Raw genomic sequence first — 26,199 nt, 5'->3', positions numbered from 1 at the left:
AAACATAATGGATAGTAAGTACTTGTTATGTTTCACGTGAAACATAACAGATGATGAATCGGAATGTTTCACGTGAAACATCCTCCGTTTAACAGCTTAAAATACACCAGGAGGGACCGTGGGATTTCGCGACGTTAAGCGTTCAAAGAGCGCAAAAGACACGCGTATCATTGCAATCATCAATCAAAAGGGTGGTGTGGGTAAGTCCACCACAGCAGTAAACCTTGCAGCAGCACTGGGTGAACAGGGTCGAAAGACGCTGATTGTCGATTTTGATCCACAGGGTAATAGCACGAGCGGCTTTGGAATCGAAAAAGAAGAACTCGATAACTGCATCTATGATGCATTGCTGAATGATATTCCGGCAGAATCGCTTGTTCTGGATACAAATTGCAGTAAGGTATTTGTAATTCCGGCTACTATCCAGCTTGCAGGTGCCGAAATTGAGCTTGTAAGCGCAATTGCACGAGAAACGCGCTTGAAGGATCTGCTTGAGCCTGTTAAGGATGAGTTTGACTTCATATTTATCGACTGTCCGCCTTCACTTGGCTTGTTGACCATTAATGCGTTGACGGCGGCGGACAGTGTTCTGATTCCGATTCAGTGCGAGTATTACGCACTCGAAGGTGTTACGAAGCTGCTTGAGTCGATGAAGATGGTCAAAACACGCTTAAATAAGAGCCTTGATACCTATGGCGTGCTTATGACGATGTATGATTCGCGCACATCGCTCTCAAATCAGGTCGTCGAAGAAGTGCAGTCGTACTTTGGCGATAAGGCATTTAAAACCTTGATTCCGCGTACAGTTAAAATATCAGAAGCACCATCGTTCGGTGAGCCGGTGATTACATATGCGCCGCAAAATAAGGGTGCAAAGGCGTATATGAACCTTGCCAAAGAGGTGATCAAACGTGCCTAGTCCTAAGAAGCGTGGCGGTTTAGGTCGCGGACTCAATGCGCTGGTCTCCGAAGCAGAATATGAGACCGGTGGATCTGCGACGTCCGCATCCAATGCTGCTTCGAAAACTAAACTTCCAATCGAAGATATCGTTCCAAACCCCAACCAACCCCGAATTCATTTTAATGAGACTGAGCTTAGAGAGTTGAGTGAGTCGATTCAGGAGCATGGCGTTCTTCAGCCGCTTCTTGTACGCAAGCACGGTAATGGTTATGAGATTATCGCGGGTGAGCGCCGTTATCAGGCTTCTAAGCTTGCTGGACTTGAGGAAGTTCCTGTCATCATAAAAAATGTTGATGATGAACAGATGCTTGCGCTTGCATTGATTGAAAATCTGCAACGCTCTGACCTCAATCCCGTCGAAGAGGCTAAGGGGTATCGACAGCTCATCGATGCGAGTGGTATGACTCAAGAGGCCTTGTCAAAGGCTGTTAGCAAGTCTCGCTCTGCAATCACCAATTCGCTGCGCCTACTTGATCTTCCAGAGGTTGTTCAGCAGATGATCTTTGAAGGTAAGCTGACTGCTGGCCATGCTCGTGCAATTCTTGCGGTTCCATATGAAGATGCACGAATTAAGTTAGCTGAGAAGGTCATTGCAGAAGGATTGTCCGTCCGCGCGACAGAAAATCTTGCTCCGTTGTTTTCTGCCGGAGAGACACCAAAAACGCCTCGAACCGCAACGCCTCAGTCTTTTAAAAAGGCGGCACGCGTTCTGCGTCAGGTGTTTAACACGAACGTTCGCGTAAAGAGCTCGCGCGGCAAGAATAAGATCGAGATTGAATTTAAGGATGAAGAGGAGCTCTCTCGCATTCTGGGCGAAATCATTCAATTTGATCAAGGAGGTCAGGATGAGGAATAAAGTTCTGACTGCTGTCGCTTTGGCTGCTACTGTTGCAGTTGGCGCTTTTGCCGGTTATAAGATTGCGACAGATGACGAATTACGTGGTCGTTTACTTCGCGGAGCGCAGGATATCGTCGAAACATCTAAAAAGAAAATGGATGTTATGACTGAGGATGTTGCCATGCGTACAGCTCAGATGACTAAGAATCCCAAGATCAACCAGGATTGGGTAAATCATCAGTGGGAAAATGTAGGCTTTTAGGTACCTAACAATTAATCGCTTATTCTGAGGGGCCATTGTCTGATCACTAGAACAGGGATCCCTAATTTCGTCCTAAAAAATGCTGGACAATCGTATGATGCAGATAATCGATGAATATGAAACAGCCCCGGTTGCAATTAAGCAACCGGGGCTTTCTGATGTTTCACATGAAACGTTTAGGCTGGTCTCCCCTAGGCGTTCTTCTGAACTTTGAAACGCTGCTTGAGTTGGCCACAAGCGGCATCGATATCGTTGCCACGAGAGTTGCGGATCGTGGTCTCGATACCACGGGACTCAAGACGGCGTTGAAGGTCTTCTACCTTATGGATCGGTGACGGCTTGAGCGGGCTGCCCTCAATATCGTTGAGCTGAATCAGGTTGACGTGGCATAGCGTGCCCTCACAGAAGTCGCAGAGCGCCTGCATTTCGGGGTTAGTGTCGTTGACGCCCTCGATCATGGCATATTCGTACGTCGGACGGCGGCCGGTCTTCTCGGTGTAGAGCTGCAGTGCCTCGTGTAGGCGCAGGAGTGTGTATTTCTTGACACCGGGCATGAGCTTATTGCGTGTGGACTGGATAGCGGAGTGCAGCGAGACAGCTAGGGTGAACTGCTCGGGAATGTCGGCAAACTTACGGATGCCAGGAATAACACCGCTGGTAGACACGGTGAGATGGCGCGCTCCAATGCCGATACCGTCGGGGTCATTAAGGATGCGCAGCGCCTTAAGAACCTCATCGTAGTTGGCAAAAGGCTCGCCCTGGCCCATGAACACTACGCTTGTCGCGCGCTCGCCAAAATCATTGGAAACGTGAAGTACCTGGTCGACGATTTCCTGGGCGGTCAGCGAGCGCCTGAGGCCGTTGAGACCGGTAGCGCAAAAAGCACAGCCCATTCCGCAGCCGGCCTGGGTGGATACGCAGACAGAGAGCTTGTTACGACGGGGCATGCCGACGGTCTCGACAGAAATGCCATCGTGGTACTCGAGTAGGTATTTACGAGAGCCGTCCTTGGACACCTGCTTGGTGAGCTCGGTCGGCGTGTCGAAGGCAAATGCCTCCTTTAACTGCTCGCGGAAAGCCTTGGGAAGGTTGGTCATATCGTCAAACGAACAAACGTTCTTCTCAAAAACCCATTCAATGAGCTGCTTCGCGCGGAAAGCGGGCTGGCCGAGTTCGGCCACGAGCTCGCGAATATCGTTTTGGCTCAAGTCGCGAATGTCCTGAGATTTAGTCCTGGGATTCATGGAAGCCTTTCGATTTTGGGGAAACGTAGGGGGTATCGCTACAATATGGTATCAGCTGCAGAAATCATAGAGGAGGAGTCTGCCCATGCCGGGTAAAAGCCTAGAGAACATGCACGTAGCGGTCTTGGCGGGCGGCCATTCCGCCGAGCGCGAGATTTCGCTCAATTCGGGAAAGAACGTCGTGGTGGCCCTAAAGGAGGCTGGCTACACTTCGGTGGAGCTGCTCGATACGGCTGCCGATGATTTTATGGTGACTATGGCAACTGGCGATTTTGACGTGGCGTTTATCGCCATGCACGGCGCCGGCGGCGAGGATGGCGCCATGCAGGGGGCCATGGAGACGCTGGGTATCCCCTATACGGCGTCGGGTGTGCTCGCCAGCGCGTGTGGCGCCGATAAAGAGGTTTCAAAGCTTCTGTATGCCAAGGCGGGCATCCCCATTGCCCCCGGTTTGGCGCTTGAGGCGGGCGACGAGGTTGATATCGATCGCATCGTTGAGATTTGCGGCGATCGTTGCTTTGTAAAGCCCGCCGTCAACGGCTCCAGCTACGGCATCTCCCTGGTACACGAGCCCTCTGAGCTGCCTGCCGCCATCGCCAAGGCCTTTGAGTACGGCGATAAGGTGCTGGTCGAAAAGTGCATCGAGGGAACCGAGATTACCGTAGGCGTCTACGGCGAGGATAACGTGCGCGCCCTGCCGATCGTCGAGATTCGCAAGCCTGAGGACTGCGAGTTCTATGACCTGGATGTGAAGTACGTCGATCCCACGGATATCCACCGTATTCCGGCGCAGATTTCGCCCGAAAACTATGCTCGTGCCCAGGAACTTGCCTGTGCGGCCCACAAAGCCCTCGGCTGTTTGGGCATTTCGCGCAGCGATTTTATCGTGAGCGAGGACGGCCCCGTCATCCTCGAGACCAATACGATTCCCGGTATGACCGATACGTCGCTGTATCCGGACGAGATTCGTCATACCAAAGACATGACCTTCCCGCAGGTCTGTGACAGTCTGATTCGCATGGGTCTCCGTCGAGCGGGCATTGCATGCTAATCGAGGACGCTGTATCTCCTGGAACGCCGCAGTTTGTCATTGATTCCTATGCAACGCTCGCCGAGCGTGCCCGCACACAATCGTTTGGCCTTATCGAGGAGGATGTTATCGTCCTCGATACCGAGACCACGGGTCTTTCGGTCCAGGACAACGAGCTTATCGAGATTTCCGCGGCCCGTCTTTCGGGCCGCGAGGTCGTTGACCGCTTTGATACGTTTGTGCATCCCAAGCAGCTGATCCCTGCCGAAATCACTGAGCTCACAAGCATCACAAACGCCGATGTGGCCGATGCCCCCTCGGCTGTAGAGGCCGTGGCTGCGCTCGCCGATTTTGTGGGCGGGTGCCCGGTTATCGCGCACAATGCCACGTTTGACCGATCGTTCATCGAATCGGTCAAGGGCGGTGTCAACGTCAGCGACATCTGGATCGATTCGCTGGCGCTGTCCCGTATCGCGCTGCCGCGCCTGGCATCGCACAAGTTGTCCTTTATGGCCGATCTGTTTGGCTGCGACTCCGTGTCGCACCGCGCAAACGCCGATGTCGATGCCCTGTGTGGGGTGTGGCGCGTGCTGCTGGTTGCCCTTACGGACTTGCCGCAGGGCCTTATGGCGCGTCTGGCGGATATGCACGCGGATGTTCCTTGGTCCTATCGTCCCATTTTCTCGTTTTTGGCAGGTCAAAACCCCGGCTCGATTTTCTCGCTTGCTGCCGCCCGCGCCGACGTGCTCAAGGCCGATCGCGCCGATGATCGCGTGGATGCCGACGAGCTGCCGGTTCTTAACATGCCGAGCCGCGAAGAGATTGAGGCGGATTATGCCCCCGGTGGCCTGGTCAATCGCATGTATCCCACTTATGAGCCGCGCGACGAGCAGATTGCCATGGCGCTCGAGGTACGCGACGCGTTGGTTACGGATACGCATCGCGTGATAGAGGCCGGTACGGGCGTCGGTAAATCGATGGCGTATCTCGTGCCCTTTGCCGAGGCCGCCCGCCGAAACAACATTACCGTTGGCATTGCGACCAAATCGAATAATCTTGCCGATCAGCTTATGTACCACGAGCTGCCAAAACTCGCCGAACAGCTGGACGGAGGCTTGTCATTCTGTGCGCTCAAGGGATATGACCACTATCCGTGCCTGCGCAAACTTGAGCGCATGAGCCGAAGTCAGACCGAGATTACCACCAAGCGCGATCCTGCCGACACGCTCACAGCGGTTGCGGTGATCATGGCGTATGTGTGCCAATCTGCCGATGGTGACCTCGATTCGCTCGGCATTCGCTGGCGCAGCGTCAACCGTCCCGACTTTACGACGGCCTCGCGCGAATGCGCTCGCCGCCTGTGTCCGTTCTTCCCCGATAAATGCCTCGTCCACGGTGCCCGTCGTCGCGCGGCGCATGCCGATGTCGTGGTCACAAATCATTCCCTGCTGTTTCGCAACGTTGCGGCCGAAGGGAGAATTTTGCCTCCCATCCGCCACTGGGTAATCGACGAGGCCCATTCCATCGAGCGCGAGGCGCGCCGCCAGTGGGCGCGCGTGGTCTCGGCAGACGAATCTCGCGTGCTATTTGAGCGCCTTGGCGGGTCGAGCTCCGGTGCATTGAGCCAGGTATCTCGTGATTTGGCGACATCCGAAGGCTCCACGCTTTATCTGGGGCTCACCGCGAAGGCGACGTCTACGGTCGCACGCGCGAGCATGGCACTCGCCGAGGTGTTTGACGGCGTGCGTGAGCTCGGCCGTCGCGCCCACGGTGGCTACGACAGCGCAAATCTGTGGATTGGCCCCGAGTTGCGCGAGTCGGATGACTGGCATGACTTCTTGCAGTCTGCCACCGCTGCTATCGATGCCCTGGAGCAGGCGGATAAAAATGTTGCCGCGCTGGTGCAGGCTGTCGCTGCCGATAAACCCGAGGTCGTCGTCGACCTGGGCGATATTTCGCGCCGTCTGCACGAGCTGGCCGAGAACCTCAAGCTCATCATTGACGGCACCGACGAGCATTATGTGTACTCGCTGCAGGTCAACCGCCGCCTACGTGCAGGCGGAGAATCCATGACCGCCGAGCGCATCGACATCGGCGAGGCCCTGGCGAACGAGTGGCTGCCCGAGGTGCATACGGCCATCTTTGCCTCGGCAACCATGACGGTGTCCAAGAGCTTTGAGCACTTTAACCATGCCGTAGGCCTCGATCGCATTGGCGCTTCGGCGTCCTCGTCACTACATCTGGATTCGAGCTATGACTTCGATTCAAACATGGCCGTAGTCGTGGCGGGGGACATTCCCGACCCTCGCGACCGCGAGGGCTATCTGTCCGCGCTCGAGCGCGTGCTGGTCGATGCCCATCTTGCCATGGGCGGGTCGGTGCTCACGCTGTTCACCAATCGCCGCGATATGGAAGACCTGTACGCTCGGGTTGAGCCCAAGCTGGCGCGTGCCGGCCTGGAACTCAATTGCCAGCAGCGCAATTCGTCCCCCCGTCGCTTGCGCGATCGCTTTATCAACGAGTCGACCTCGTCGCTCTTTGCTCTCAAGGCATTTTGGGAGGGCTTCGATGCCAGCGGCGAGACGCTGAGATGCGTCATTATCCCCAAGCTGCCATTCTCGAGCCCCACCGATCCTCTCTCGTGCGAGCGCAATCTGCGCGAGGACCGCGCCTGGGTACGCTACTCGCTGCCCGAGGCGGTTCTCGAGGTCAAGCAGGCGGCCGGTCGCCTGATTCGCTCATCGACCGATTGCGGCGTGTTGATTTTGGCCGACCCGCGTCTGGTGACGAAGGGTTACGGCAAGAAATTTCTGACATCGCTGCCTACCAGCTCGTATCAGCGCATCGAAACGGCGCAGATCGGCCACTATCTTCAGTTATGGCGCCAAGCGCACGAACGCCATCGCTAAGAACGGAAGGCCATTGCCTCGGCGGCATCACATAGACGCTTTGAAAGGGCGGGGTCGTCTGCGATGCGGATGGCTCCGCCCGCTGCGATAATCTGGCTAAACAGCCAGTTTTCGGAGCTATAGCAAACGGTCACGCTTGCCGTACCCTCCCCATCGGCTTTAATTGACCTGATACCTGCCCACCTCACGCGTTTTGCCATATCGAGCGGCATCAGGAGCTTAACGCTCTGGCTTGCCTGTGCAAGGGAATCGTGCAGGGACGTGGTTTCGGTCGTGTGACGCACGACGGAGTCCTCCGTCAGCAGAAGCTCCTCGATCTTGTCCATACGGTAGGAGCGCTGCCCGTCTGCCTCGACATCCCAGGCAATCAGGTACGTTTGGTCGCCATTGGTCGTGATCTTTAGGGGGTCGATCAATCGCCTGCGTGGATGCTGGTCGTCCAGGGAGCGGTAGGTGACGAGGCATCGCACGCCATCCTGGATTGCACAGCAGAGTTGCTGCCAATAAGATCCGCGGGCGACGGTATCGACAACGCGTTGGTTGTATCCGAGTTCCGCCGGAAGGAGTGCGCGCCGGATGCGCGCCGCCGCGCACTCTTCGATTCCGAGCGACTCCAATTCATGGTTGAGTACGGCGCCCTCGGCGGCACTCAGGCGAAGCGGCAGCACACGGCCCGCATCGCCGATGAGAACCATACGTTCATCGCGGCATTCGCAAATGATGCGCGCGCCCGATTCGCGGTCTGCGAGCGTCGAGATGATGCCGATGATCTCGTCGAGCGAAGCTCCGGAGATATCGAAGCGACTGCAGATTTCGTCTCGCGTCATGCCCGCCTCGCCGGCGGCATAGAGTGCCTCCATAATGTCGATGGAGCGCGAGAGCCTTTGTTCGCTGGTGAGCTTACGCACGGCCATGAGCGCTCACTGTCCTTTCGATGAGGCGGTTCCACGCCTGCTTGAGTTCGTTGGGCGCTACGGGCCTCATACCGTCAACACTGTGTTCCATGCAAAATGACGCCGCCGCATTCAGGTCGCGAACGTCAACGGTCCAGGTCCAGCCTTCTTTGGCGTGCTCGAGCCTTCCTCGCCCACGTGTGAGGCCGTGGACCATGTCGGATTGAGCCTGCGGAGCAAACGAGAAAGTTGCCGTGACGGGCTGGCAATCGGAGAAATCGAATTCAAAGAAGAGGTAATCGTTGAGATTGAAGTCCGCGGGAATGGCGTAGGCCCGCGATGGACGCCACGCACGAACGATGCGATTGCAGCGAAAGGTTCTGATTTTGCCGGTGGCGTCATCTAGGCCGCAAAAGTAGGCTGTTCCTTCGCGCTCGAACATGCCGTAGACGCAAACAGTGCGTTGTCGTTGCTCACCCCGTCCGTTTTGATACAAAAAACGCAGCGCGCATCGGTCGGCAAACGCGCTCCATACCGCATCGACCGTCGGCGAGTGAACAACGGGGGGCTCGGCCGTATTCGTCTCGCCGGTAAGATAGGCAATTTTGGAGCGTATGTCGGCGAGCGGGGTCGCAAAGGCCGAAGAGCCCGTGGTGAGGGTCTGATCGATAGCGTTTAGCAGAATGTCGGCATCGTCTGCGGTGATCAAGCCGCCCGCGGCAAACGTATGCTCACGGTCGATTGTCCAGGCGCTCTCCTCGGTCTCCTGGGCACCCGCGGCGCGAACTTCCTTGATCACAATGCCCCGCTCGAGCAGCTTGTCGCGGTCGCGGCGAAACTTTCGCTTATCCGAGTCGACGTTGCCCGATCCGTAGCCTAGGTCAGAATCCAGCACGATCTGCTCGGTAGTTAAGGGCTCGGGGGAACTGTTGAGGACAAAGAAAAGGTTGAGGATACGCTGGGCGGTTTTGTCGAAACCGGGTTCTGGCGCATTTGTTTTGTTTGTCGCGGTCATATCGCTTACCGTCATAGAATCCTCGCATGGGAAGGTTATTTGATGCCATGATTTTAATCCGATATGGAGATTAGGCTATATCCTTGTCCGCTCAGTGCGTTAAGATGCCCAGATTTCGGCCGATTGCGTTCGCTCGGGGTATACTTTCGACTATATACGGTTCTAATGTGCAAGCATTGGGCCTATTTGTCGGATTATGGATGTGGAGCGCACATGGCGAACACCCAGAACTATATCAATCATCTGCTACAGGGCACGGGCATCACGCCGGCGTGCAGCGAAGAAGAGCGTTTGGCTGCCGAGGATATCGCCCAGATCTTCCGCAATCATGGCTTTGATCCCGAAGTCCAGGAATTTAACGCTCCTGCACCCAGCAGGCTGGCATTTGCCGTCACAGGCATTCTGTCTTTTGCCGGTGCCCTGCTTATGGGTATTGGCGGCAGCATCGGCTTAATCGGTGTTCTGCTGGCCATCGCCGGTGCCGTGTTGTATGTACTCGAGCGTACCGGTCGCCCTGTTATCTCTCGCCTGGGCAAGACGGGCGTGAGTCAAAATGTCATTGCCTATCACAAGGCCACAGGTCCGCTTGCATCTCCGCGCAACCGTCCGGTGGTTGTTGTCGCCCATTACGATTCTCCGCGTGCCGAGCTCCTCGCTCGCGAACCGTACGCGCCGTATCGCGCGCTCATCGCCAAGATGCTGCCGGTCGCCACGATTGTCCCCGCCGCCGTCGCCATTCTGCGTATTCTGCCGCTCCCCGGCGCTCTGAAGGTTCTGCTTTGGATCGTTGCGATCCTCGCCTCTCTTGTGGCGCTCGCCAACGCGGCCAATATCATTGCCAACCGTTTTGTTCTCCCCTATACGTCCGGTGCGGTCTGCAATAAGTCTTCTGTAGCCGCGATGCTCGGTGTCATGGATAACGTTGCCCCTTACCAGGGAGAAAACGAGTTCCCCAACGACATTCCGTTTGATGACTATTTTGATGAGCAAAAGCGTCGTGCCGAGGAGATGGCGCGCGCGGCGGCTGAGTATGCCGCTGCCCAGCAGCAAAACGACTACGGCAACACGATCGAGTACGAAGAGCCCTCCTACACCGAGGACGAGTTTGGCCAGCCGATCGCTCCCGAATCCGAGCAGGGCGAAGTTTTTGACGAGCAGATCGATGGCTTTGAGGGTGCCTCAGCTGACGAAACCCTGATTGGTGTCATTGCTCCCGAGGCTCTGGCTGAAGCCGAGGTTGCTGCCGAGCCGGTCGCGGATGAGGATGTCGTCGAGTCGATTGGGGCGCCCGCTGTCGCTGAGCCGAGCGAGCCCGAGCCCAAGCTGTATCGCAATGCTGCCGGTAATATTCGCTTTGGTTCTGATGCCATTCGTGCCTTGGGGATGCTTCCCGAGTCGTGCACGCTTGATTACGAAGAGGGCGAGGAGCCGACGATCGATCCCGAGCCTGCTTCGGTTGAACCTGTCGCCGCGCCTGCCGACGAGCCCGTCGTCGATACCGAGCCCGAGACGGAGCCCGAGCCCAGCCCTGCACCCGAGCCGGACACCGCTGCACCCGCTCCGGTGGTTCAGGATGTGTACGACGATTCCGCCAGCGATTACGATGAGTATCCGCAGCGCGTTTCCTATGAGAGCGATACCGATTTTTCGGCCGATCTACCGGTCGCGACGCCCCATGCCGATATAGCATCTGCGTTCTCTTCGATTGGAGCCAGCGCTTCAAGCTTCTTTAAGGGCGCACTCGCTAAGGGTAAAAAACTTGTCGACGACCTTGAGGAAAAGCGTGCCGCTGCGCGCGAGGTGGCAGAGCAGGAGGCTATTGCCCACCAGCAGGCTGCCGAGGCCGAGCGTGAGCGTGCGGCGCGGGAATTTGAACAGCATGAGGCTGAGCAGCCTGCCGCGACGGAGGTCGCCGAGGCTACGACGTCCTTTGAGGCCCAGCAGCCAATCGACGCCACCGAGACGCTCGATGCCGCGAAGTTCGATGCCACGATAACGTTCGAGAAGCAGGGTACTGCCATCGCCGAGCCCCTTTCTGTTTCCGATGAGTCCCAGGATGCTGCAGATGAGATCGAGGCGCCCGAAGCCGAGCCGGCTGAGAGTGTCGATGCCGAGCAGGTTGAGAACGTTGACGCCGAGACGAACACCGCCGACGAGATTGAAGCCGACGCGACGGTCGTCGTTGAGCAAGAAGAGACCCCGGTGGTTTCTAACGCCGATGAGTCCAGGCCGTACTCTACGCAGATCTTTACCATGCCTGCCCCGAGCGATCCCGGCTCCACGGTTGCCAACCCCGCATCGGCGCAGGTCGAGACGGTTGATTCGCTCATGGCACAGATTTCGTCCAAGGCCGCACCGCGTCCGCAGATGAATATCCCCGATCCCGCTTCTGTTCCGGTGCCCACACCTTCTTCTTCGCCGCTTGCCTCGGTTCCCGATCCGTCGCTGCCCTCGATGCAGCAGGCCAACGTCGCATCCCGCACATCTCTCTTCGATCTCCCCGACCCCTCGGCTCAGGCCGACGATCCTTTCGCGACGGCTCAGGGGCCCGAGCCCACGTCGGCACCGGTTGCCCCCTCCATGCCCGTTTCTTCGGGCGCTCAGCCCATCGAAACCATCTCGGCTCCCGTCGTCAAGGAGGCAAAGCCTCAGAAGCGCGGTCTGGGCGGCTTGTTCGGACGCAAAAAGAAGAATGAGCAGAACAGCATGAGCGACTGGCTGGGTGTCGAGGATGACTACGATGCTAAGAAGTCTGGCCGCGGTATCGGCTCTTGGGATAACTTTGAGGACGATGATAACGGCTGGAAGGGCGGTGCCACCTCTTCTGACGGCGCTTCTGCCGAGGACATGCTTTCGGCTGTTGCCTCCATGGGTGATGACGAGCTGCTTGGTCACGATATCTGGTTTGTGGCAACGGGTGCCTCGGATTGTGACGGCGCCGGTATGAAGGCGTTCCTCGAAGCCCATCGCGATAAGCTGCGTGGTGTGTTCTTTATCAATCTTGAGTCCATTGGAGCCGGTAGGCTTTCGGTCGTGACGGTCGAAGGCGAGCAACAGTTGCTCAAGGGTGATCGCCGCATCATGAATCTGGTCAGCAAGGTGTGCAAGTCGTTCCACGTTGATTGTGGCGCGTTTGAGATGCCCTATGCCAAGACCGATGCCTATGCCGCGCTCGAGGCGAGCCGTCGCGCCCTCACAATTGCCGGTGTCGATGGCCCGCGTCTTGCCTGTGCGCGCACCGAAGACGATTTGCCGTACAACGTCAACCCGACGAACATCGCTACGGTGTCCGAGGTTGTTACCGAGGTCATCCGCCGTTCGTAGCGGACCTCTAAGGAGTTAGCGTGTTTTCATACATCAAACGCCATTGGCCCGTCTATGTGGTTCTGTTTTTGATCGCCATCGCTATGGGTCTGGGGGCCGCATATATCGTGGGCGCTAAGGGGTCGACGCCCAGGTCTACGATGAGCGAAGAGGTGGAGCAAGAGCAGAGTTTGGGTGCCGACGGCATTTCGGATGGCGATCTGGAACTTGTTGACGGCGGGTCTGCGTATACGGAATAGCCTTTGGTTACATACGCCAGATAACGGGCGAGCCGGCATATCGGCTCGCCCGTTATTTCTACCTACTCCTCCTTTGATGCCGAGCTTAGCCAAGTGAGCCAAATTGCTGTGCCACCGGCGGTCAATAGTGCGGTGAGAAAAGAGATGATGGGTGCATTGCCCGTATTTGGAAGATCCTGCGGAATGGCGCATTTTTGAACAACACGATCTTTATCGTGCGACTCGAGTTTTTCGCCTCCTCCGTTGCGGCAAAGGTCAACACGGGCACTGTTGGCGAGTGCGGTTTGGGGCGTATAGGACGAGGTTGCACACATCCGGATGATTGCTCCGTGTAAATCCGATTTGAGGGATGCCGTCGCGTCGTCAAGGTCGTCATGCTCGTCTTTAAGCCCATTGCGACTCCAAGAATCGTTGTCGCGCCGGGTCGTAAAGTCTGCGGAAACCGAGCCATACTCAAAGCGAATCCCCGTGATAACAGTGTCGTCCGAAAGCGTAAGGTCCTTTACTTCGAGGGTGGAAGACTCCGTGGTCGAGACATCGGCTTTCCAAAGGCTCCAGCCATCGTAATCGACAATCCGCACATCCTCGCCCAGCCGCTCTTTGACCTCGGCTGTCTCGAGCCACGGGTTGGTGTGTTTATCGTCAAGTGTGGCGTTGGCCTTTTCCTTAATGCCCAACTTGTCTGCCGGTGACGTTCGATACCAAACATTGCAGAGCCCGTTTAAGTCGCCGACGGCGATCGGGGTTTTAATGGCGACAAGTTTGGCCGTGCCGTCTTTGGCACATTCGAGATCGTCGGTGACGGTGAACTCGTCGACCCAGGTGCTCGATTCGTTTTGAGCGTCGATGGTGTAGGAATAGGAGCCCTTTCTGTCGGGTTGCGTCGCCGCCCGGTTTTTACCGTCGCCGTTCGCCATTGTTCCCTTTGCGGTTGGCCGCGCGATTTCTTGTCGCTTGTCGACGCTCCCCTTAATCTCAATCGGTGCATCCGTCATGGTTACGGCTTGGATCTTCCCCGTATCCTCGACTTCAAAGGATACGTCTTCAGCGAGGTCATAGGAGCGCGGGGACATTGTTTCGCGTAGGGTATAAGAACCGGGTTCAAGGTGCTCCACGCGATGGGGCTGCTCGGATGATATCCAAGAATCAATTTCTGTTCCATCGGCGTCGCATAAGACCAGTCGGGCGCCTTTAACTTCATACTTGCCTGTCATATCGACCTTGGAGAAATCGACCTTGGTGTAATCATTAGGCAATTCGATCTGCGACTCGACCACGGGGACCTTCTGGTCGATATAAGTAAGCTCAACGATATGTGCTGTCCGATCAAGTAGATAGCCGTCGGGAGACTGGGTTTCAACGACTTCGTATCGTGCCGTTCCGCAACCCAGCGAAAGGTTGTCTACGCGAGCTTTACCCTGTTCATCAGTTGTGACGGCGGCAACGGCTTCACCGGCAAGGGCGGCAATGTGGCCATCGGGGCAAACGATATCGTCGGCAGCGCGAATTTCAAACTTGGCACCAGATAGGGCACTGCCGTCTACTGCGTCAGCCTTCGCGATCTCGATGCTTCCGGTTGCCGCGCTGTTGAAATACGAGACGGCGGCGATAGGTGTGAGATCTGCATCGGCAGGAATCGTCACCTTCAGTTCGTCGCCCACAAGGTAGGGCGCTTTGGCTGCGACTTCTCGTACGTAATATGTGCCCGGCTTGAGCGATTCTGGCAACGTGACGGTGCCGGTCGCATTGGTGGTAAAGGTGTTCATAACGTTGTGCGTCGGATACCAGCATGTTTGAGAGATGGGTTCACGGTTGCTGTTGAGCAGCTGAAAACTAAAGCCGGCAAGGGGGACGGAAGCTCCCGTCTGGGCATCGCGTTTGATGATTTGGAGATGTGTCGAAAGGGTGTGATTGTCCACTATGTACTGAAGCTTGGCTCCGTCGGCGATTTGCTCGGGCGCGATGGTCCAATCCTCTGCCCGCTTGAAGCCTGCGGGAACAGTTTCCGGGACCTCGCGAACGATATACCCCTCACGATCGTAGGGGATGGCTCCATGGACGCCGTCCGGTCGTGTGCCCGCGCCAAACCAGGCCTTGGACTGGTCTTTGGTGGATGCGAAGCCATAGATATTTGTCGTCAATGTGCCTACGACCTGCTTAGAGCTGTTGCTGACGATTTCAAAGACGACGCCTTCCGCTGGCTGTTCTAATCCCGATTGCTCGCCGTTCCCGTAATCCTTGAACTTGGAAATCTCGATATCAAACGCAATATGAGTATTGGGGACGCGGCGTTCGAGCTCAACGACGCCCATGTCGTTTAGTTGATTGGGACCGACCGTATAGGTCCAGCTGTCATGGGGGAGCAGGTAGCCCTCTGGTGCTTTCGATTCGTAGAGGGTAAAGGTTCCCAGGGGAATGCCGCTTAAGGTCGCCTGGCCATCGCCTTCGGTCGTGAAGGTGCGCGTCCACCCAGGGGTAGATTGCGAGACACAGGTAAATTCGGCTTTGGCGAGCGAGGTTCCCGCCTGCGCTCCGGCATTCGTGGCGGCATCGGTTTTGACGACACGCAGCGTGATAGAACCTGGCTGCTCGTCGATTGTGACATGTCCGCCGCTTTTTCCGGTGGTAAAGTCAATGCGATCGCGTCGGGACAGATAGCCTGTCGGCGCTTTGGTTTCGATTAGGTAGTATGCCGTGTTGGGCAAAAGCGTTGCCCGTGCACGACCGTTGCCGTCCATTTTGATGCTGCCGACGTGTTTGTCCGTGTTTTTCTCAAAGATGTTAAACGTCGCCCCACCTAACTGATACGTATCGTTCCCGCTGGTAATGACAGTGTTTGCAGATCTTTTTTCAAAGGATACGTTGATGGTGGGCAAAACGTAGAGCATATCCTGGTGCCGGCCTTCGTTAGAGACGGGTCCGTGATAGCGTCTGGCGCGATGCGGGTCGGCCTTAATATTTCCGGCTTTTGCGTTGTCGTAGAGCCAGCGCGCCGCCGCGACAACCTCGGCGTCTTGATCGAACTTGCCGCTTTTGGCAACGCCGGCGTTGTTTGTATACGCAAAAGAGCCATCGGGGCGCGTGGTTCCTTTGAGCATCCACACGGCAATCTGGGTTGCGGCGCGGGCGCGTTCGGCCGTTAGGTTATGGCCGCCAAATGATGTGGCGGAAGGGTATCCATGGCAGATGACGGCGGCAAACTCGTTGTCGAGCCATGTCCAACCCTGATTGTAGGTCCGCCAGGGTCCTCCCGGGCTGCTGGGGCCGGGGCAGTCTTGGTTCATGCAGTAAGAAATCGAGGCGTCTTGTGCCTCGTACTTGCCAATGCCAAACGGTCCGCACATATCGCTGATGGTGCGAAAACTAAGCGTATCGTTTCCATCGACGGCGCAGGCGGTACCAGGCGTGGCGCAGGCTAGAAACAACAAGAGGAATAGGAGCAGCGGTGCTGTTGCGATTGCGCTGTGGACAGAGTGCGTGGGTGCATTGGACATGGCTGCTCCTTATCCTTTGTGCGCCGCGCTGGGAGATTGCGGCGCGTGGGATGAGATTAGCGCCGGGGGTCATACGGGTAAGTACCGCGAGCTGACCAAGAACTTGCCAAGTTCCCAACAGATGGAGACCGGTTTTAGATAATCAAACAAAAAAGCAGGTAGAAGACGGTGTAAAACAGGTTACTCAAGTCCCTGTTTTCGCAATTTGAGTAACAAGAAGATGTTTTTCCATGCGTAAAACATGAGTTAGCGCCCTTGTATCAAACAAGACAACCGCGTTATACTATCCCCCACATATGCGGGCATCGCCAAGTGGTAAGGCATCAGCTTCCCAAGCTGACACTCGCGGGTTCGAGTCCCGTTGCCCGCTCCAAAAAATAAAAGCACGGCACCGCTGCGGTGTCGTGCTTTTTTCAATAAAGCGCCGGGACTCGAACCCGACAGGGTGTGAACGTTAGGCAAATGGCAAAATGTTAGGTTAATACCTGCTGCCTATACTTGCACCTGCGCACGGTACAATGGTTGGGTTACGACCAACGTGCCAATAACCAAAAAGGAGCCGCTATGATCGATCGCTATACCCGCCCGGAGATGGGACACATCTTCTCCCTCGAGAACAAGTACGCCATTTGGCAGGAGATTGAGGTTCTGGCCTGCGAGGCCCAGGCGGAGCTCGGCAAGATCGGTATTTCTAAAGAAGAAGCTCAGTGGATCCGCGACCACGCCAACTTTGAGAAGGCGAAGGTCGACGAGATCGAAGAAGTCACGCGCCATGACGTCATTGCCTTCCTGACCAATATGAAGGAGTATATCGACGCCGATGTTCCCGAGGGCGAGCCTAAGCCCAGCCGTTGGGTTCACTATGGCATGACCAGCTCTGACTTGGGCGATACGGCCCTGTGCTATCAGCTCACCCAGGCCTGCGACCTAATTATCGAGGACGTCAAGAAACTCGGCGAGATCTGCAAACGTCGCGCTTTCGAGGAGCGTAACACGCTCTGCGCCGGTCGCACTCACGGCATCCACGCCGAGCCTATGACCTTTGGTATGAAGTTTGGCTCTTGGGCCTGGGAGCTCAAGCGCGATCTGGATCGCCTTGAGGACGCTCGCAAGAACGTCGCCTTCGGTGCCATCTCGGGTGCCGTTGGCACCTACAGCTCCATCGAGCCGTTTGTCGAGGAGTATGTCTGCGAGCACCTGGGTTTGGTTCACGACCCGCTGTCCACGCAGGTTATCAGCCGCGACCATCATGCCTACCTCGCTGGCGTCCTCGCCACCACGGCGGCCACCTGCGAGCGTATCGCTACCGAGGTTCGCAATCTGCAGAAGACCGATACGCTCGAGGCCGAGGAGCCGTTCCGCAAGGGTCAAAAGGGCAGCTCCGCCATGCCGCACAAGCGTAACCCCATCACCATGGAGAAGGTCTGCGGCCTGTCGCGCGTCGTGAAGTCCAACGCCCAGGTCGCCTTCGACAACGTCGCCCTGTGGCATGAGCGTGACATTTCGCACTCTTCTGCCGAGCGCGTCGCCCAGGCCGATAGCTTTATCGCGCTTGACCACATGTTCCAGTGCCTTATCCGCGTTATCGATGGCCTCCAGCTGTATCCGGCTCGCATGATGGCCAACCTCAACAAGACCCGCGGTCTCATCTTCTCCTCCAAGGTTCTGTTGGCCCTCGTCGATACGGGCATTACCCGTGAGGACGCCTACGCAATCGTGCAGGAAAACGCCATGGCGACCTGGCATGAGGTGCAGGACTGCGTTTCCGGCCCCACCTTCAAGGAGCGCCTCGAGGCCGATCCGCGCTGCACCGTCAGCCAGGAGAAGCTCGACGAGATCTTTGATCCGTGGGACTTCCTCACCCGCATCGATACGGTCTTCGATCGTCTGGAGCAGCTGAGCTTCGAGTAGGTTCGGGCATAACGTTAGCTATTTAGGGCGCTTTGCTGGTAATGTGTGTTGCCGGTAAAGCGCCTCGTTGCATTTATGGAAAGACGGGGATAATAGTCGTCTCGAATGACATTCTGAGAAGGAGATCGCATGATTTCGTTTGATTACAAGCCCCAGGGCGTGTGTACTCGCAATATTCACCTCAATCTTTCCGATGACGGCAGCAAAGTGCTGGGCGTTGAGTTTACCGGCGGCTGCAACGGCAACCTCAAGGCCATCTCTAAATTGGTCGAAGGTGCTTCTTCCGATCGTGTGATTGAGGTGTTGGCCGGCAATACGTGCGGCATGAAAAAGACCTCCTGTGCCGACCAACTTACGCGTGCCATCGAGGCCGCGCGTGCCGAGATTGCCTAATGAGTATTTTTGATCGCGTTAAGAATGGGGTAACGCGCCGAGGATTTGTGTTGGGTGGTGCTGCCGCGAGTGCTGCCACGCTGCTTGCGGGGTGCTCGAAAAAAACGGGCACCAGCGATGATGCTGCCGGTGAGCCGCAGGTTATCAAAGATGATTCCAAGATCGTCTCGATTACCGAAGAGTATGAGGCCGTCGACATCGATCTTAAGCCGACGGCGTCGTGGACGTTGCCATTGGGGACGCTGCTGTACTACTGCGATGGCGGTTACGCTGCGGCGATGATGGCGCCCGCATCTGCGCTGCATGCCAACACGCTTGGCATGTTCAACATGGGGGACGGCTCACTCACCACGTTGATTGACGATCCTGTCGAGGGTTCCGGTTATGCGTTTTACGACGTTCGCGCCACCGATAGCGTGTTTGCGTGGGTTGAGATGAACTACGCGAATTCGTCGTGGAAGCTCTATGCGCAAACCCTGTCGGGCGCGGCGCTTACTGGTAATGCCGTTGAGCTTGATCGCGGCGGTGAGGATTACGACCCTCCGCTGTTTACCGCCTTTGACTCGTCGGTCATCTGGTACAAGATGCCTTCGACCGGTGGCAATAAGACCGGCAGCGATTCATATTGCTACCGCCGTTCGCTCGATGAATCTAAAGCGGAGGCAATCTGGAAGTCGACAGGCCGCTTTGCGTCTGCACCGCGCGTGAGCGATGGCATCCTGACTATCTCACCCCGCGTGCGCAATGACGAGGGCGTCTATTACGGCATGACGGCGATCGACCTGACGGACGGCAACAACACCAAGAGGGCTCAGCTGGTCCTTCCTTCGTCGGTGTCACCTTTCGAGGCCGTATATATGGGCGATACGTTTGTGTTCTCCATTGAGGCGACCTATGCCGGCGTGGGCGGCCTGGGCAATATGGGTACCTACATTGGTAACGAGGGCGGACCGTATCAATTTCTATCGCGCGAACCGCTTGCGTGCGCCGCCGGCAGGAAGGGCAAATATCTGGTTAAGGTTCAGGCATCGCATTTTCTGATCGATACCTCCGCTAAAACCTATGGTTCGCTGCTGTCGCCCGACCGCGCTCTCGAATATGGCGATTATCCAGCTACGGCGGGAAAATCGAATACGTTTTTAACCTATGCCACGGTGCGTAATAGCCAAGGAATTCCCGAGACGGTTACCGCTCGCCTGTTCTCTCTTTAGCGCCGAGGGGTTAAAAAGGCGCCAACGGGGGAATAAGCCCATTGTAACCGTGAGTACCGCCCGCCGAGCTGTCGCGCCCATGCGATGCCCGGTGGGCTCAGGTGCGTTAAAATGGGCTTGTTCTTAGCTAATTGAGACAGGGGGGCCGTGTTATGGCTTCAGATGCAAAAAAGATTCTGCTGGTCGAGGACGAGAAGGCGATCCGTGACGCTGTCGCTGCCTATCTCGAGCGCGAGGGCTACTGGGTTGTTGGCGTTGGCGATGGCCAGTCTGCGATCGAGGAGTTCGAGAAGCACCAGTTCGACCTGGTTGTGCTCGACCTTATGCTCCCCAAGATCCCCGGCGAGCGCGTTTGCCGCACTATCCGCGATACCTCGGATGTGCCCATCATCATGCTTACCGCCAAGGGCGAGATCGAGGATCGCATCATCGGCCTCGAGCTTGGTGCCGACGACTACCTGATCAAGCCGTTCTCGCCGCGCGAGCTCGTCGCCCGCGTTCGAGCCCTATTCCGTCGTGCTCACCAGGCAGACGAGCCCGCCGTTGAGGTACTCGACTTTGGCGATCTGGTCATCGATATCTCGGGCCACAAGATCTTGGTCGAGGGCAAGGAAGTTGATTTGACCGCTTCCGAGTTTAAGCTGCTTACCACGCTTGCTCGCCATCCCGGTCGCGTCTATAACCGTATGGAGCTGGTCGAGAAGGTGCTCGGCTACGACTTTGAGGGCTACGAGCGCACCATCGACAGCCACGTGAAGAACCTTCGCGCCAAGCTGGGCGACGACCCCAAGAAGCCTAAGTGGCTCTATACCGTTCACGGCGTCGGTTATCGCTTCGAGGCTCCGGCCAAGACCGATAAGTCGGACGAGAAATAGGTAAATCACATATGACACCTGCGCGCTTTGAAATCGGACAAAAGCACAAGCAGGAGAACGAGGCGGGTTCCAAGGCAAGTTGGAACACGCCTCGTTCCGATTCACGGCCGGCGATGAGCTATCCCTCGCGTATGGCTTTGGCTTTTGCCCTGACATCGCTCATGACGGTATTGGTGCTGGTGGGCGTTGTCTCCGTTGTGTGGGGCACCGTCTTTTCGGATTACACGCGCTCCAATATCGTCGAGATCGCCAATTCTGCTGCCGAAAAGCTTGCGACGTCGTATGAGGAAAACGGCAATTGGACTGCGGGCGAGCTGCGCACGGTCGCGACATCGAGCTTGGTGTCCGACGACCTGGGTATGCAGGTCGTCAACAAAAAGGGCGTTGTCGTTTATGACGACTCATGGCCTTCGGCAAGTGCGACCGCCGATGTGCGCGAGAGCGAATTGCCGTCGAGCAGCTCGAGCGGTAAAAAGGCCTCGCATAGCCCGGTCTCGTCAGCGCCCACCGACTCCGATAGCGTTGCCAACGTCGAAATCGTTACGTCCTCTGGCGAGCATGTCGGACAGGTAAAGCTATGGGCTATCGGCTCCGACGCTCTGCTCACTAAGGCAGATTCTGCGTTTAGGGAGAAGACCTTTAACGCCATGGCTCTTGCCGCGGTTGTTGCAATCTGCATCTCGGTCGTTATCGGATCGCTCGTGTCGCGCATGCTTACCAAGCCGATTCATCGTATTACGAGCACAGCCAAGCAAATTCGCGACGGCGATCTGTCTGCTCGTACGGGCTTGCGCGGCGATGACGAAATCGATCAGCTGGGTGAGACCTTTGACGAGATGGCCACCTCACTCGAGAAAGATATGAAGCACGAAAAGCGCCTGACCTCGGATGTCGCACACGAGCTTCGTACACCGCTCATGGCCATGCTTGCAACGGTCGAGGCCATGCAAGACGGCGTGTACCCCACCGACGACGAGCATCTGGAGACGGTCGCTTCCGAGACGCGTCGCCTCGCTCGTTTGGTGCAGCAGATGCTCGACCTATCGCGTATGGAAAACAGCACGGCTCCGCTCAATCTCGAACCGGTGGACATGGTTCCGTTCGTGCGATCGATTGTGAACGGCCAGGAGCGTCTGTTTGCCGACCGTGACCTTCGCCTTCGCTTTGCAGATGAAACCCAGGGGCACGACGATGTCGTCGAGGCCGATCCCGACATGATCACGCAATGCGTCATCAACCTCATGAGCAACGCCATGCGCTACACCCCCGAGGGCGGTTGGGTCGTAGTGTCGGTGCTCAGTGACCGCAAGCATGTCAGTATTGCCGTTTCGGATACCGGTATCGGTATTGCCAAGGACGATCTGTCGCGTATCTTCGGACGATTTTGGCGCGCCGATGCCAGCCGCGCCCGCGAAGCTGGCGGCCTGGGCGTCGGCCTCGCCGTAACTAAACAGATCGTCGAGCGTCACCATGGCTACATATCCGTGGAGTCGGAGCTTGGAAAGGGTACGACTTTTACGATTCATCTGCCCCGCGAGCACACGGCGGACGCGGCATCTACTACAATGGAGCACTAGCTTTTCGCTATTCGGTGAAGGAGGGACCGCGTCCCTGCCGCTCCGAGTTTGCGAAAACGTGCGGTAAAGAACCCGCATTTCTGTCGTATTTAGGTAAGGAGTGACTCACGTGACAACGATGGAGCGTCGTCCGGATTCCCGTGGCAAGGTTCGTGATATCTACGATGCCGGCGAAAACCTGTTGATGGTCGCCACCGATCGCATTTCTGCGTTCGACTTTATTCTTCCCGACGAAATTCCGTTTAAGGGAGAGGTGCTCAACCGTATCTCGGCGTTCTGGTTCGACAAGTTTGCCGATATCGTCCCCAATCACCTCGTCTCCATCGATCCGGCGGATTTCCCCAAGGAGTTTGCCGAGTATCGTGACTATCTCGCAGGCCGCGCCATGCTGGTTAAGAAGGCCCAGACGATTCCTATCGAGTGCATCGTCCGCGGCTATCTGACCGGTTCGGGCAAGAAGACCTACGACGAGAACGGCACCGTCTGCGGCATCCAGCTGCCTGAGGGCCTGACCGAGGCCTCCAAGCTCCCCGAGCCGCTGTTCACCCCGTCCACGAAGGCCGAGATCGGTGATCACGACGAGAATATCTCGTTTGAGCGTTGCTGCGAGATCGTTGGCGAGGACATCGCCACGCAGATCCGCGATCTATCTCTTAAGATCTACAAGGCTGCCGCCGAGTATGCAGCGACCCGTGGCATCATCATTGCCGACACCAAGTTTGAGTTTGGTGTCATCGATGGCAAGGTCACGCTGATCGACGAGTGCCTCACGCCCGACTCCAGCCGTTTCTGGCCTGCCGCCAGCTACGAGGAGGGTAAGATTCAGCCTAGCTACGACAAGCAATTCGTCCGCAATTGGCTCAAGGCCAACTGGGATATGACGGGGGAGACCCCGCATCTGCCCGCCGAGGTCATCGATGGCACGTCCGAGCGCTATCGCGAGGCCTTCCAGATCATCACGGGCTCCCAGTTTACAAGCATGAAGGAGAACGCGTAAGTGAGTACCCGCAGCGCCACGAACAAGCGCACGCAATCCCACGAGGTTACCGGGGTTGCGCGCAAGTCCGCCGCATCCGCCAAGCCCGCTCGTCAGGCAGCGAGTTCTGTTCACGTCGTGCCGGCATCATCCAGGGCACGCCGCAAGGAGCTCGAGAAGGGCGAGAGCCTCGAGGGCCTCTCTAAAGAGGAGAAGCGCGCACGCAAGGCTAAGCAGCGTGCCAAGGAGGACCGCATCTACACGGTGTCGAATATCCTCCTCCAGCAGGATGAGGACTACACCAAGCGCCGTCGCATCTGGTGGGCCGTGCTCACTATCGGCATGGTGCTCGTCGTGGCCATTTGGGCTTCGCTGTACTTCGCTCCCGCCGGTATGGTGTCCGGCCCCGTCCAGATGGTCGGCATCGTTTTGTCCTACATCGTCATTCTGGGTGACTTCATCTACGACTTCGTGCGCATCCGTCCCTTGCGTAATATGTATCGCGCGCAGGCCGAGGGCATGTCCGATAACAAGCTCAACGCTATTATCGAGCGCTCGGCTGCCAAAGAGGACAAGAAGGCCTCCAAGAAGAAGTAGTAGCGTTACAACCTATAGATATCGCTAAGATATAAGGCGCGTCGTTTTTTGCGGCGCGCCTTTTTACTGTCCTACAGATAGATGGAGTGGCACATGATCCGAGCTGCCCTAACGGTCGAGGAAGCTCTTGAGGGCATGAAGACCCTTGAGCCCAAGATTAAAAACTATGCGCGTCTCGTTGTTCGCAAAGGCGTAAACGTTAAGCCCGGTCAGGAGGTCGTCGTTCAGTCTCCCGTCGAGTGCGCGTCATTTGCGCGCGTAGTGGTTGAGGAGGCTTATGACGCCGGTGCCGGCCACGTGACGGTCATCTGGGCTGACGATGCCGTGACGAGGCTTACCTACGAGCATGTCGAGAAAAGCTATTTTGAGCAGACTCCCGAGTGGAAGCGCATGCAGCTGGATTCGTTGGCTCAGGACGGTGCCTGCTTTATCTTTATTGAGGGCACGGACCCTGCTGCCCTCAAGGGTATCGATCCCGCTAAGCCTGCCGCAGCTTCTAAGGCGAGGAACATGCAGTGCAAGGTCTTCCGCCGTGGACTGGACTACAACATTAACCCGTGGTGCATCGCCGGCGTTCCGGTCGCTGCTTGGGCGCGCGAGGTATTCCCGGGAGACGCCGATGAGGTTGCAGTCTATAAGCTGTGGAATGCGATTCTGCACACCGCTCGTGCTGATGGCCAGGACCCGGAGAGCGACTGGGAGCTCCATGACGCCACATTCGAAAAGAACCTGCGCTTCCTAAACGATAATCAATTTGATTGCCTGCACTACACCGCTTCGAATGGAACTGATCTGACGATTGGAATGACGAAAGGCCATGAGTGGGCCGGCGGCAAGGGAAGAACTCCCGACGGTCACCCTTTCTTCCCCAACATTCCCACCGAGGAGGTCTTCACCTCGCCCGATCGTATGCGCGCCGACGGCATCGTGTACTCGGCCATGCCGCTCATTCACCACGGCAATAAGGTTGACGATTTTTGGATTAAGTTCGAGAACGGCCGCGTAGTGGACTATGACGCTCGCGTGGGTAAGGCAACGCTTGCGAGCATTATTGAAACCGATGAAGGTGCTGCTCATCTGGGCGAGGTCGCGCTTATTTCCAAGAACACACCAATTCGTGAAAGCGGCATTCTGTTCTACGACACACTCTATGACGAGAACGCCAGCTGTCACCTTGCGTTGGGTGTCGGTTTTCCCGAGTGCATCGAAAGCGGGTATGACATGTCCAAAGAGGAACTTCTGGAGCATGGCGTCAACGTTTCGAGCACGCACGTTGACTTTATGATTGGCACGGACGACATCGATATTACGGGCATTACACCTGATGGACGTGAAATTGTGATTTTCCAGAACGGCCAATGGAGTTGGGAATAGTCTCAGACCGTGGTACAATGCCATCCGCGGGCCGTTAGCTCAGCTGGCAGAGCAGGGGACTTTTAATCCCAAGGTCCAGGGTTCGAACCCCTGACGGCCCACCATAGAATAGAAAAGCGACTGGCGGATGCCGGCCGCTTTTTTGTTGCCGGTGCACGGGTTCGAACCCGAAAGGGCGCGGAGCTGAGGAAACGCGTCAGCGTTTGCCGGCGCAGCGCGCGAGGCGCGGAGGCGCCGAAGCGGCCGCCCGCGCAGCGGGCCCGAACCCCTGACGGCCCACCATAGAATAGAAAAGCGACTGGCGGATGCCGGCCGCTTTTTTTGTTGCCGGTGCACGGGTTCGAACCCGATCTTCTCTATATATAAGGACGCCTGGCGGCCAAAACCAGCCTTTTACCGACAGGAAACCAAAACCAGATGCCGTTAGAGTAAAGTAGCGCACCAGAGATGACCGATACCTCAACACCTATAAACCAGCTGGTCATCGCCAATACCGGAAGCCGATGCTTCAGATATGACTTCAGTGGAACAGCTGAAGGATCAATTTATTTGTGAACAAAATATGGAGTGCGGGATTCCCGCCCCGCTGGCCCCTCCGGTCTGGCAATATATCTCCTTGCCGCGCGGCCCGGTCGAACCGGGAACCGGCGCAGGCGTGCACCTTGAGAACCGGATACTGCGAGGATGGACACACCAGATGTGTCGCATCCGGGCAGACATCGAACCATTTGAAATGGTCTGACTTGGATTCGTTTTTCGCAAGGCCGCCGAGAGGCGGCCCCGAGAAATTCCTTTTCCTATCAAACAGAACCATATGAATCGAACGGAACCGATCAGCGAATGACTGAGAGGACCGGACGGGCTCGAGGCCCAAACATATTTGGACGGAGAGTTCGATCCTGGCTCAGGATGAACGCTGGCGGCGCGCCTAACACATGCAAGTCGAACGGCACCCACCTCCGGGTGGAAGCGAGTGGCGAACGGCTGAGTAACACGTGGAGAACCTGCCCCCTCCCCCGGGATAGCCGCCCGAAAGGACGGGTAATACCGGATACCCCCGGGTGCCGCATGGCGCC

19 protein-coding genes, 2 tRNA genes and 1 rRNA gene are annotated in these 26,199 nt (G+C 56.9%); 18 read left to right on the top strand and 4 right to left on the bottom strand.

Translation table 11 applies throughout. The features are described 5' to 3' along the window. The first annotated feature begins 118 nt into the window (after window positions 1-118). From ACTQV3_RS06220 to ACTQV3_RS06210, 3 genes are read left to right on the top strand one after another with little or no spacing between them, the layout of a single operon-like run. A complete protein-coding gene (locus tag ACTQV3_RS06220) occupies window positions 119-919 on the top strand; it encodes a ParA family protein (protein WP_441068188.1) in 801 nt (266 codons plus the stop codon). Further along, window positions 912-1,817: a ParB/RepB/Spo0J family partition protein gene (locus ACTQV3_RS06215; RefSeq protein ID WP_441068186.1), complete on the top strand. Its 906-nt coding sequence runs from the start codon at window positions 912-914 to the stop codon at window positions 1,815-1,817. Before ACTQV3_RS06220 ends, ACTQV3_RS06215 begins: the two co-directional genes overlap by 8 nt. Further along, a complete protein-coding gene (locus ACTQV3_RS06210; protein ID WP_441068184.1) occupies window positions 1,807-2,061 on the top strand; it encodes a hypothetical protein in 255 nt (84 codons plus the stop codon). Before ACTQV3_RS06215 ends, ACTQV3_RS06210 begins: the two co-directional genes overlap by 11 nt. 191 nt (window positions 2,062-2,252) lie before the next feature. Here ACTQV3_RS06210 and rlmN read toward each other — a convergent pair whose 3' ends face one another. Next, window positions 2,253-3,305: a 23S rRNA (adenine(2503)-C(2))-methyltransferase RlmN gene (gene rlmN / locus ACTQV3_RS06205; RefSeq protein WP_154516799.1), complete on the bottom strand. Its 1,053-nt coding sequence runs from the start codon at window positions 3,303-3,305 to the stop codon at window positions 2,253-2,255. A gap of 85 nt (window positions 3,306-3,390) precedes the next feature. Between rlmN and ACTQV3_RS06200 the strand changes: the two genes are divergently transcribed. Together ACTQV3_RS06200 and ACTQV3_RS06195 are read left to right on the top strand one after the other, a co-directional pair. After that, window positions 3,391-4,356, top strand: coding sequence for a D-alanine--D-alanine ligase family protein (locus ACTQV3_RS06200; RefSeq protein WP_441068182.1), 966 nt, complete (start codon window positions 3,391-3,393; stop codon window positions 4,354-4,356). Then, window positions 4,350-7,244, top strand: a complete 2,895-nt coding sequence (locus ACTQV3_RS06195) for a helicase C-terminal domain-containing protein (protein ID WP_441068180.1) — start codon at window positions 4,350-4,352, stop codon at window positions 7,242-7,244. Before ACTQV3_RS06200 ends, ACTQV3_RS06195 begins: the two co-directional genes overlap by 7 nt. Here ACTQV3_RS06195 and ACTQV3_RS06190 read toward each other — a convergent pair. Together ACTQV3_RS06190 and ACTQV3_RS06185 are read right to left on the bottom strand one after the other, a co-directional pair. Continuing rightward, window positions 7,241-8,158 (bottom strand): helix-turn-helix transcriptional regulator, encoded by a 918-nt coding sequence (locus ACTQV3_RS06190; protein ID WP_441068178.1) that lies wholly within the window; start codon window positions 8,156-8,158, stop codon window positions 7,241-7,243. The genes ACTQV3_RS06195 and ACTQV3_RS06190 overlap by 4 nt on opposite strands. After that, the gene (locus ACTQV3_RS06185) at window positions 8,145-9,167 is read right to left on the bottom strand and encodes a helix-turn-helix transcriptional regulator (protein WP_441536013.1); all 1,023 of its coding nucleotides are present in this window, start codon (window positions 9,165-9,167) and stop codon (window positions 8,145-8,147) included. Before ACTQV3_RS06185 ends, ACTQV3_RS06190 begins: the two co-directional genes overlap by 14 nt. A 198-nt stretch (window positions 9,168-9,365) precedes the next feature. On the opposite strand from ACTQV3_RS06185, the gene ACTQV3_RS06180 reads away from it, so the two are divergent. Then, window positions 9,366-12,476, top strand: coding sequence for a hypothetical protein (locus ACTQV3_RS06180; protein WP_441068176.1), 3,111 nt, complete (start codon window positions 9,366-9,368; stop codon window positions 12,474-12,476). 20 nt (window positions 12,477-12,496) lie between these two features. After that, complete coding sequence (locus tag ACTQV3_RS06175) at window positions 12,497-12,715, top strand: hypothetical protein (protein ID WP_441068174.1); 219 nt, start codon at window positions 12,497-12,499, stop codon at window positions 12,713-12,715. A gap of 62 nt (window positions 12,716-12,777) precedes the next feature. Here ACTQV3_RS06175 and ACTQV3_RS06170 read toward each other — a convergent pair whose 3' ends face one another. Next, window positions 12,778-16,209 (bottom strand): SpaA isopeptide-forming pilin-related protein, encoded by a 3,432-nt coding sequence (locus ACTQV3_RS06170; protein WP_441068172.1) that lies wholly within the window; start codon window positions 16,207-16,209, stop codon window positions 12,778-12,780. Window positions 16,210-16,507: 298 nt separating this feature from the next. Here ACTQV3_RS06170 and ACTQV3_RS06165 point away from each other — a divergent pair. The 11 genes from ACTQV3_RS06165 to ACTQV3_RS06115 form a co-directional block, all read left to right on the top strand. After that, a tRNA-Gly gene (locus tag ACTQV3_RS06165) sits at window positions 16,508-16,582 on the top strand. Between the two features lie 191 nt (window positions 16,583-16,773). Beyond that, window positions 16,774-18,120 (top strand): adenylosuccinate lyase, encoded by a 1,347-nt coding sequence (gene purB, locus ACTQV3_RS06160; RefSeq protein WP_154516820.1) that lies wholly within the window; start codon window positions 16,774-16,776, stop codon window positions 18,118-18,120. 129 nt (window positions 18,121-18,249) lie between these two features. Beyond that, window positions 18,250-18,513, top strand: a complete 264-nt coding sequence (locus ACTQV3_RS06155; protein WP_441068170.1) for a TIGR03905 family TSCPD domain-containing protein — start codon at window positions 18,250-18,252, stop codon at window positions 18,511-18,513. A gap of 47 nt (window positions 18,514-18,560) precedes the next feature. Then, window positions 18,561-19,724, top strand: a complete 1,164-nt coding sequence (locus ACTQV3_RS06150; RefSeq protein WP_441068290.1) for a hypothetical protein — start codon at window positions 18,561-18,563, stop codon at window positions 19,722-19,724. A gap of 152 nt (window positions 19,725-19,876) precedes the next feature. Beyond that, window positions 19,877-20,599, top strand: a complete 723-nt coding sequence (locus ACTQV3_RS06145) for a response regulator transcription factor (protein ID WP_006236208.1) — start codon at window positions 19,877-19,879, stop codon at window positions 20,597-20,599. 11 nt (window positions 20,600-20,610) lie between these two features. Further along, window positions 20,611-22,176, top strand: coding sequence for a sensor histidine kinase (locus ACTQV3_RS06140; protein ID WP_154516828.1), 1,566 nt, complete (start codon window positions 20,611-20,613; stop codon window positions 22,174-22,176). A 118-nt stretch (window positions 22,177-22,294) separates the two neighbouring features. Continuing rightward, window positions 22,295-23,173 (top strand): phosphoribosylaminoimidazolesuccinocarboxamide synthase, encoded by an 879-nt coding sequence (locus ACTQV3_RS06135; protein WP_154516897.1) that lies wholly within the window; start codon window positions 22,295-22,297, stop codon window positions 23,171-23,173. After that, window positions 23,174-23,749 carry a hypothetical protein gene (locus ACTQV3_RS06130; RefSeq protein WP_441068168.1) on the top strand — a complete coding sequence of 192 codons (576 nt, stop codon included), beginning with the start codon at window positions 23,174-23,176 and terminating at the stop codon, window positions 23,747-23,749. Window positions 23,750-23,842: 93 nt separating this feature from the next. After that, window positions 23,843-25,123: an aminopeptidase gene (locus tag ACTQV3_RS06125; RefSeq protein ID WP_441068166.1), complete on the top strand. Its 1,281-nt coding sequence runs from the start codon at window positions 23,843-23,845 to the stop codon at window positions 25,121-25,123. 28 nt (window positions 25,124-25,151) lie between these two features. Continuing rightward, window positions 25,152-25,227 (top strand) — tRNA-Lys (locus ACTQV3_RS06120). Window positions 25,228-26,004: 777 nt separating this feature from the next. Next, window positions 26,005-26,199, top strand: a 16S ribosomal RNA gene (locus tag ACTQV3_RS06115); the annotation flags it as partial.

The organism is Collinsella sp. LCP19S3_A7 (genome assembly GCF_052121995.1).
Lineage (GTDB): Bacteria > Actinomycetota > Coriobacteriia > Coriobacteriales > Coriobacteriaceae > Collinsella.
The sequence above is the reverse complement of the archived record's forward strand: the minus strand, read 5'-3'. Positions and strand labels throughout refer to the sequence as shown.

Coding starts and splice junctions, on each gene's coding strand:
- ACTQV3_RS06190 (WP_441068178.1), bottom strand. CDS start 8,158: ATGGCCGTGCGTAAGCTCACCAGCGAACAAAGGCTCTCGCGCTCCATC.
- ACTQV3_RS06125 (WP_441068166.1), top strand. CDS start 23,843: ATGATCCGAGCTGCCCTAACGGTCGAGGAAGCTCTTGAGGGCATGAAG.
- ACTQV3_RS06155 (WP_441068170.1), top strand. CDS start 18,250: ATGATTTCGTTTGATTACAAGCCCCAGGGCGTGTGTACTCGCAATATT.
- ACTQV3_RS06200 (WP_441068182.1), top strand. CDS start 3,391: ATGCCGGGTAAAAGCCTAGAGAACATGCACGTAGCGGTCTTGGCGGGC.
- ACTQV3_RS06180 (WP_441068176.1), top strand. CDS start 9,366: ATGGCGAACACCCAGAACTATATCAATCATCTGCTACAGGGCACGGGC.
- ACTQV3_RS06170 (WP_441068172.1), bottom strand. CDS start 16,209: ATGTCCAATGCACCCACGCACTCTGTCCACAGCGCAATCGCAACAGCA.
- ACTQV3_RS06145 (WP_006236208.1), top strand. CDS start 19,877: ATGGCTTCAGATGCAAAAAAGATTCTGCTGGTCGAGGACGAGAAGGCG.
- ACTQV3_RS06135 (WP_154516897.1), top strand. CDS start 22,295: ATGGAGCGTCGTCCGGATTCCCGTGGCAAGGTTCGTGATATCTACGAT.
- rlmN (WP_154516799.1), bottom strand. CDS start 3,305: ATGAATCCCAGGACTAAATCTCAGGACATTCGCGACTTGAGCCAAAAC.
- ACTQV3_RS06210 (WP_441068184.1), top strand. CDS start 1,807: ATGAGGAATAAAGTTCTGACTGCTGTCGCTTTGGCTGCTACTGTTGCA.
- ACTQV3_RS06185 (WP_441536013.1), bottom strand. CDS start 9,167: ATGACGGTAAGCGATATGACCGCGACAAACAAAACAAATGCGCCAGAA.
- ACTQV3_RS06195 (WP_441068180.1), top strand. CDS start 4,350: ATGCTAATCGAGGACGCTGTATCTCCTGGAACGCCGCAGTTTGTCATT.
- purB (WP_154516820.1), top strand. CDS start 16,774: ATGATCGATCGCTATACCCGCCCGGAGATGGGACACATCTTCTCCCTC.
- ACTQV3_RS06140 (WP_154516828.1), top strand. CDS start 20,611: ATGACACCTGCGCGCTTTGAAATCGGACAAAAGCACAAGCAGGAGAAC.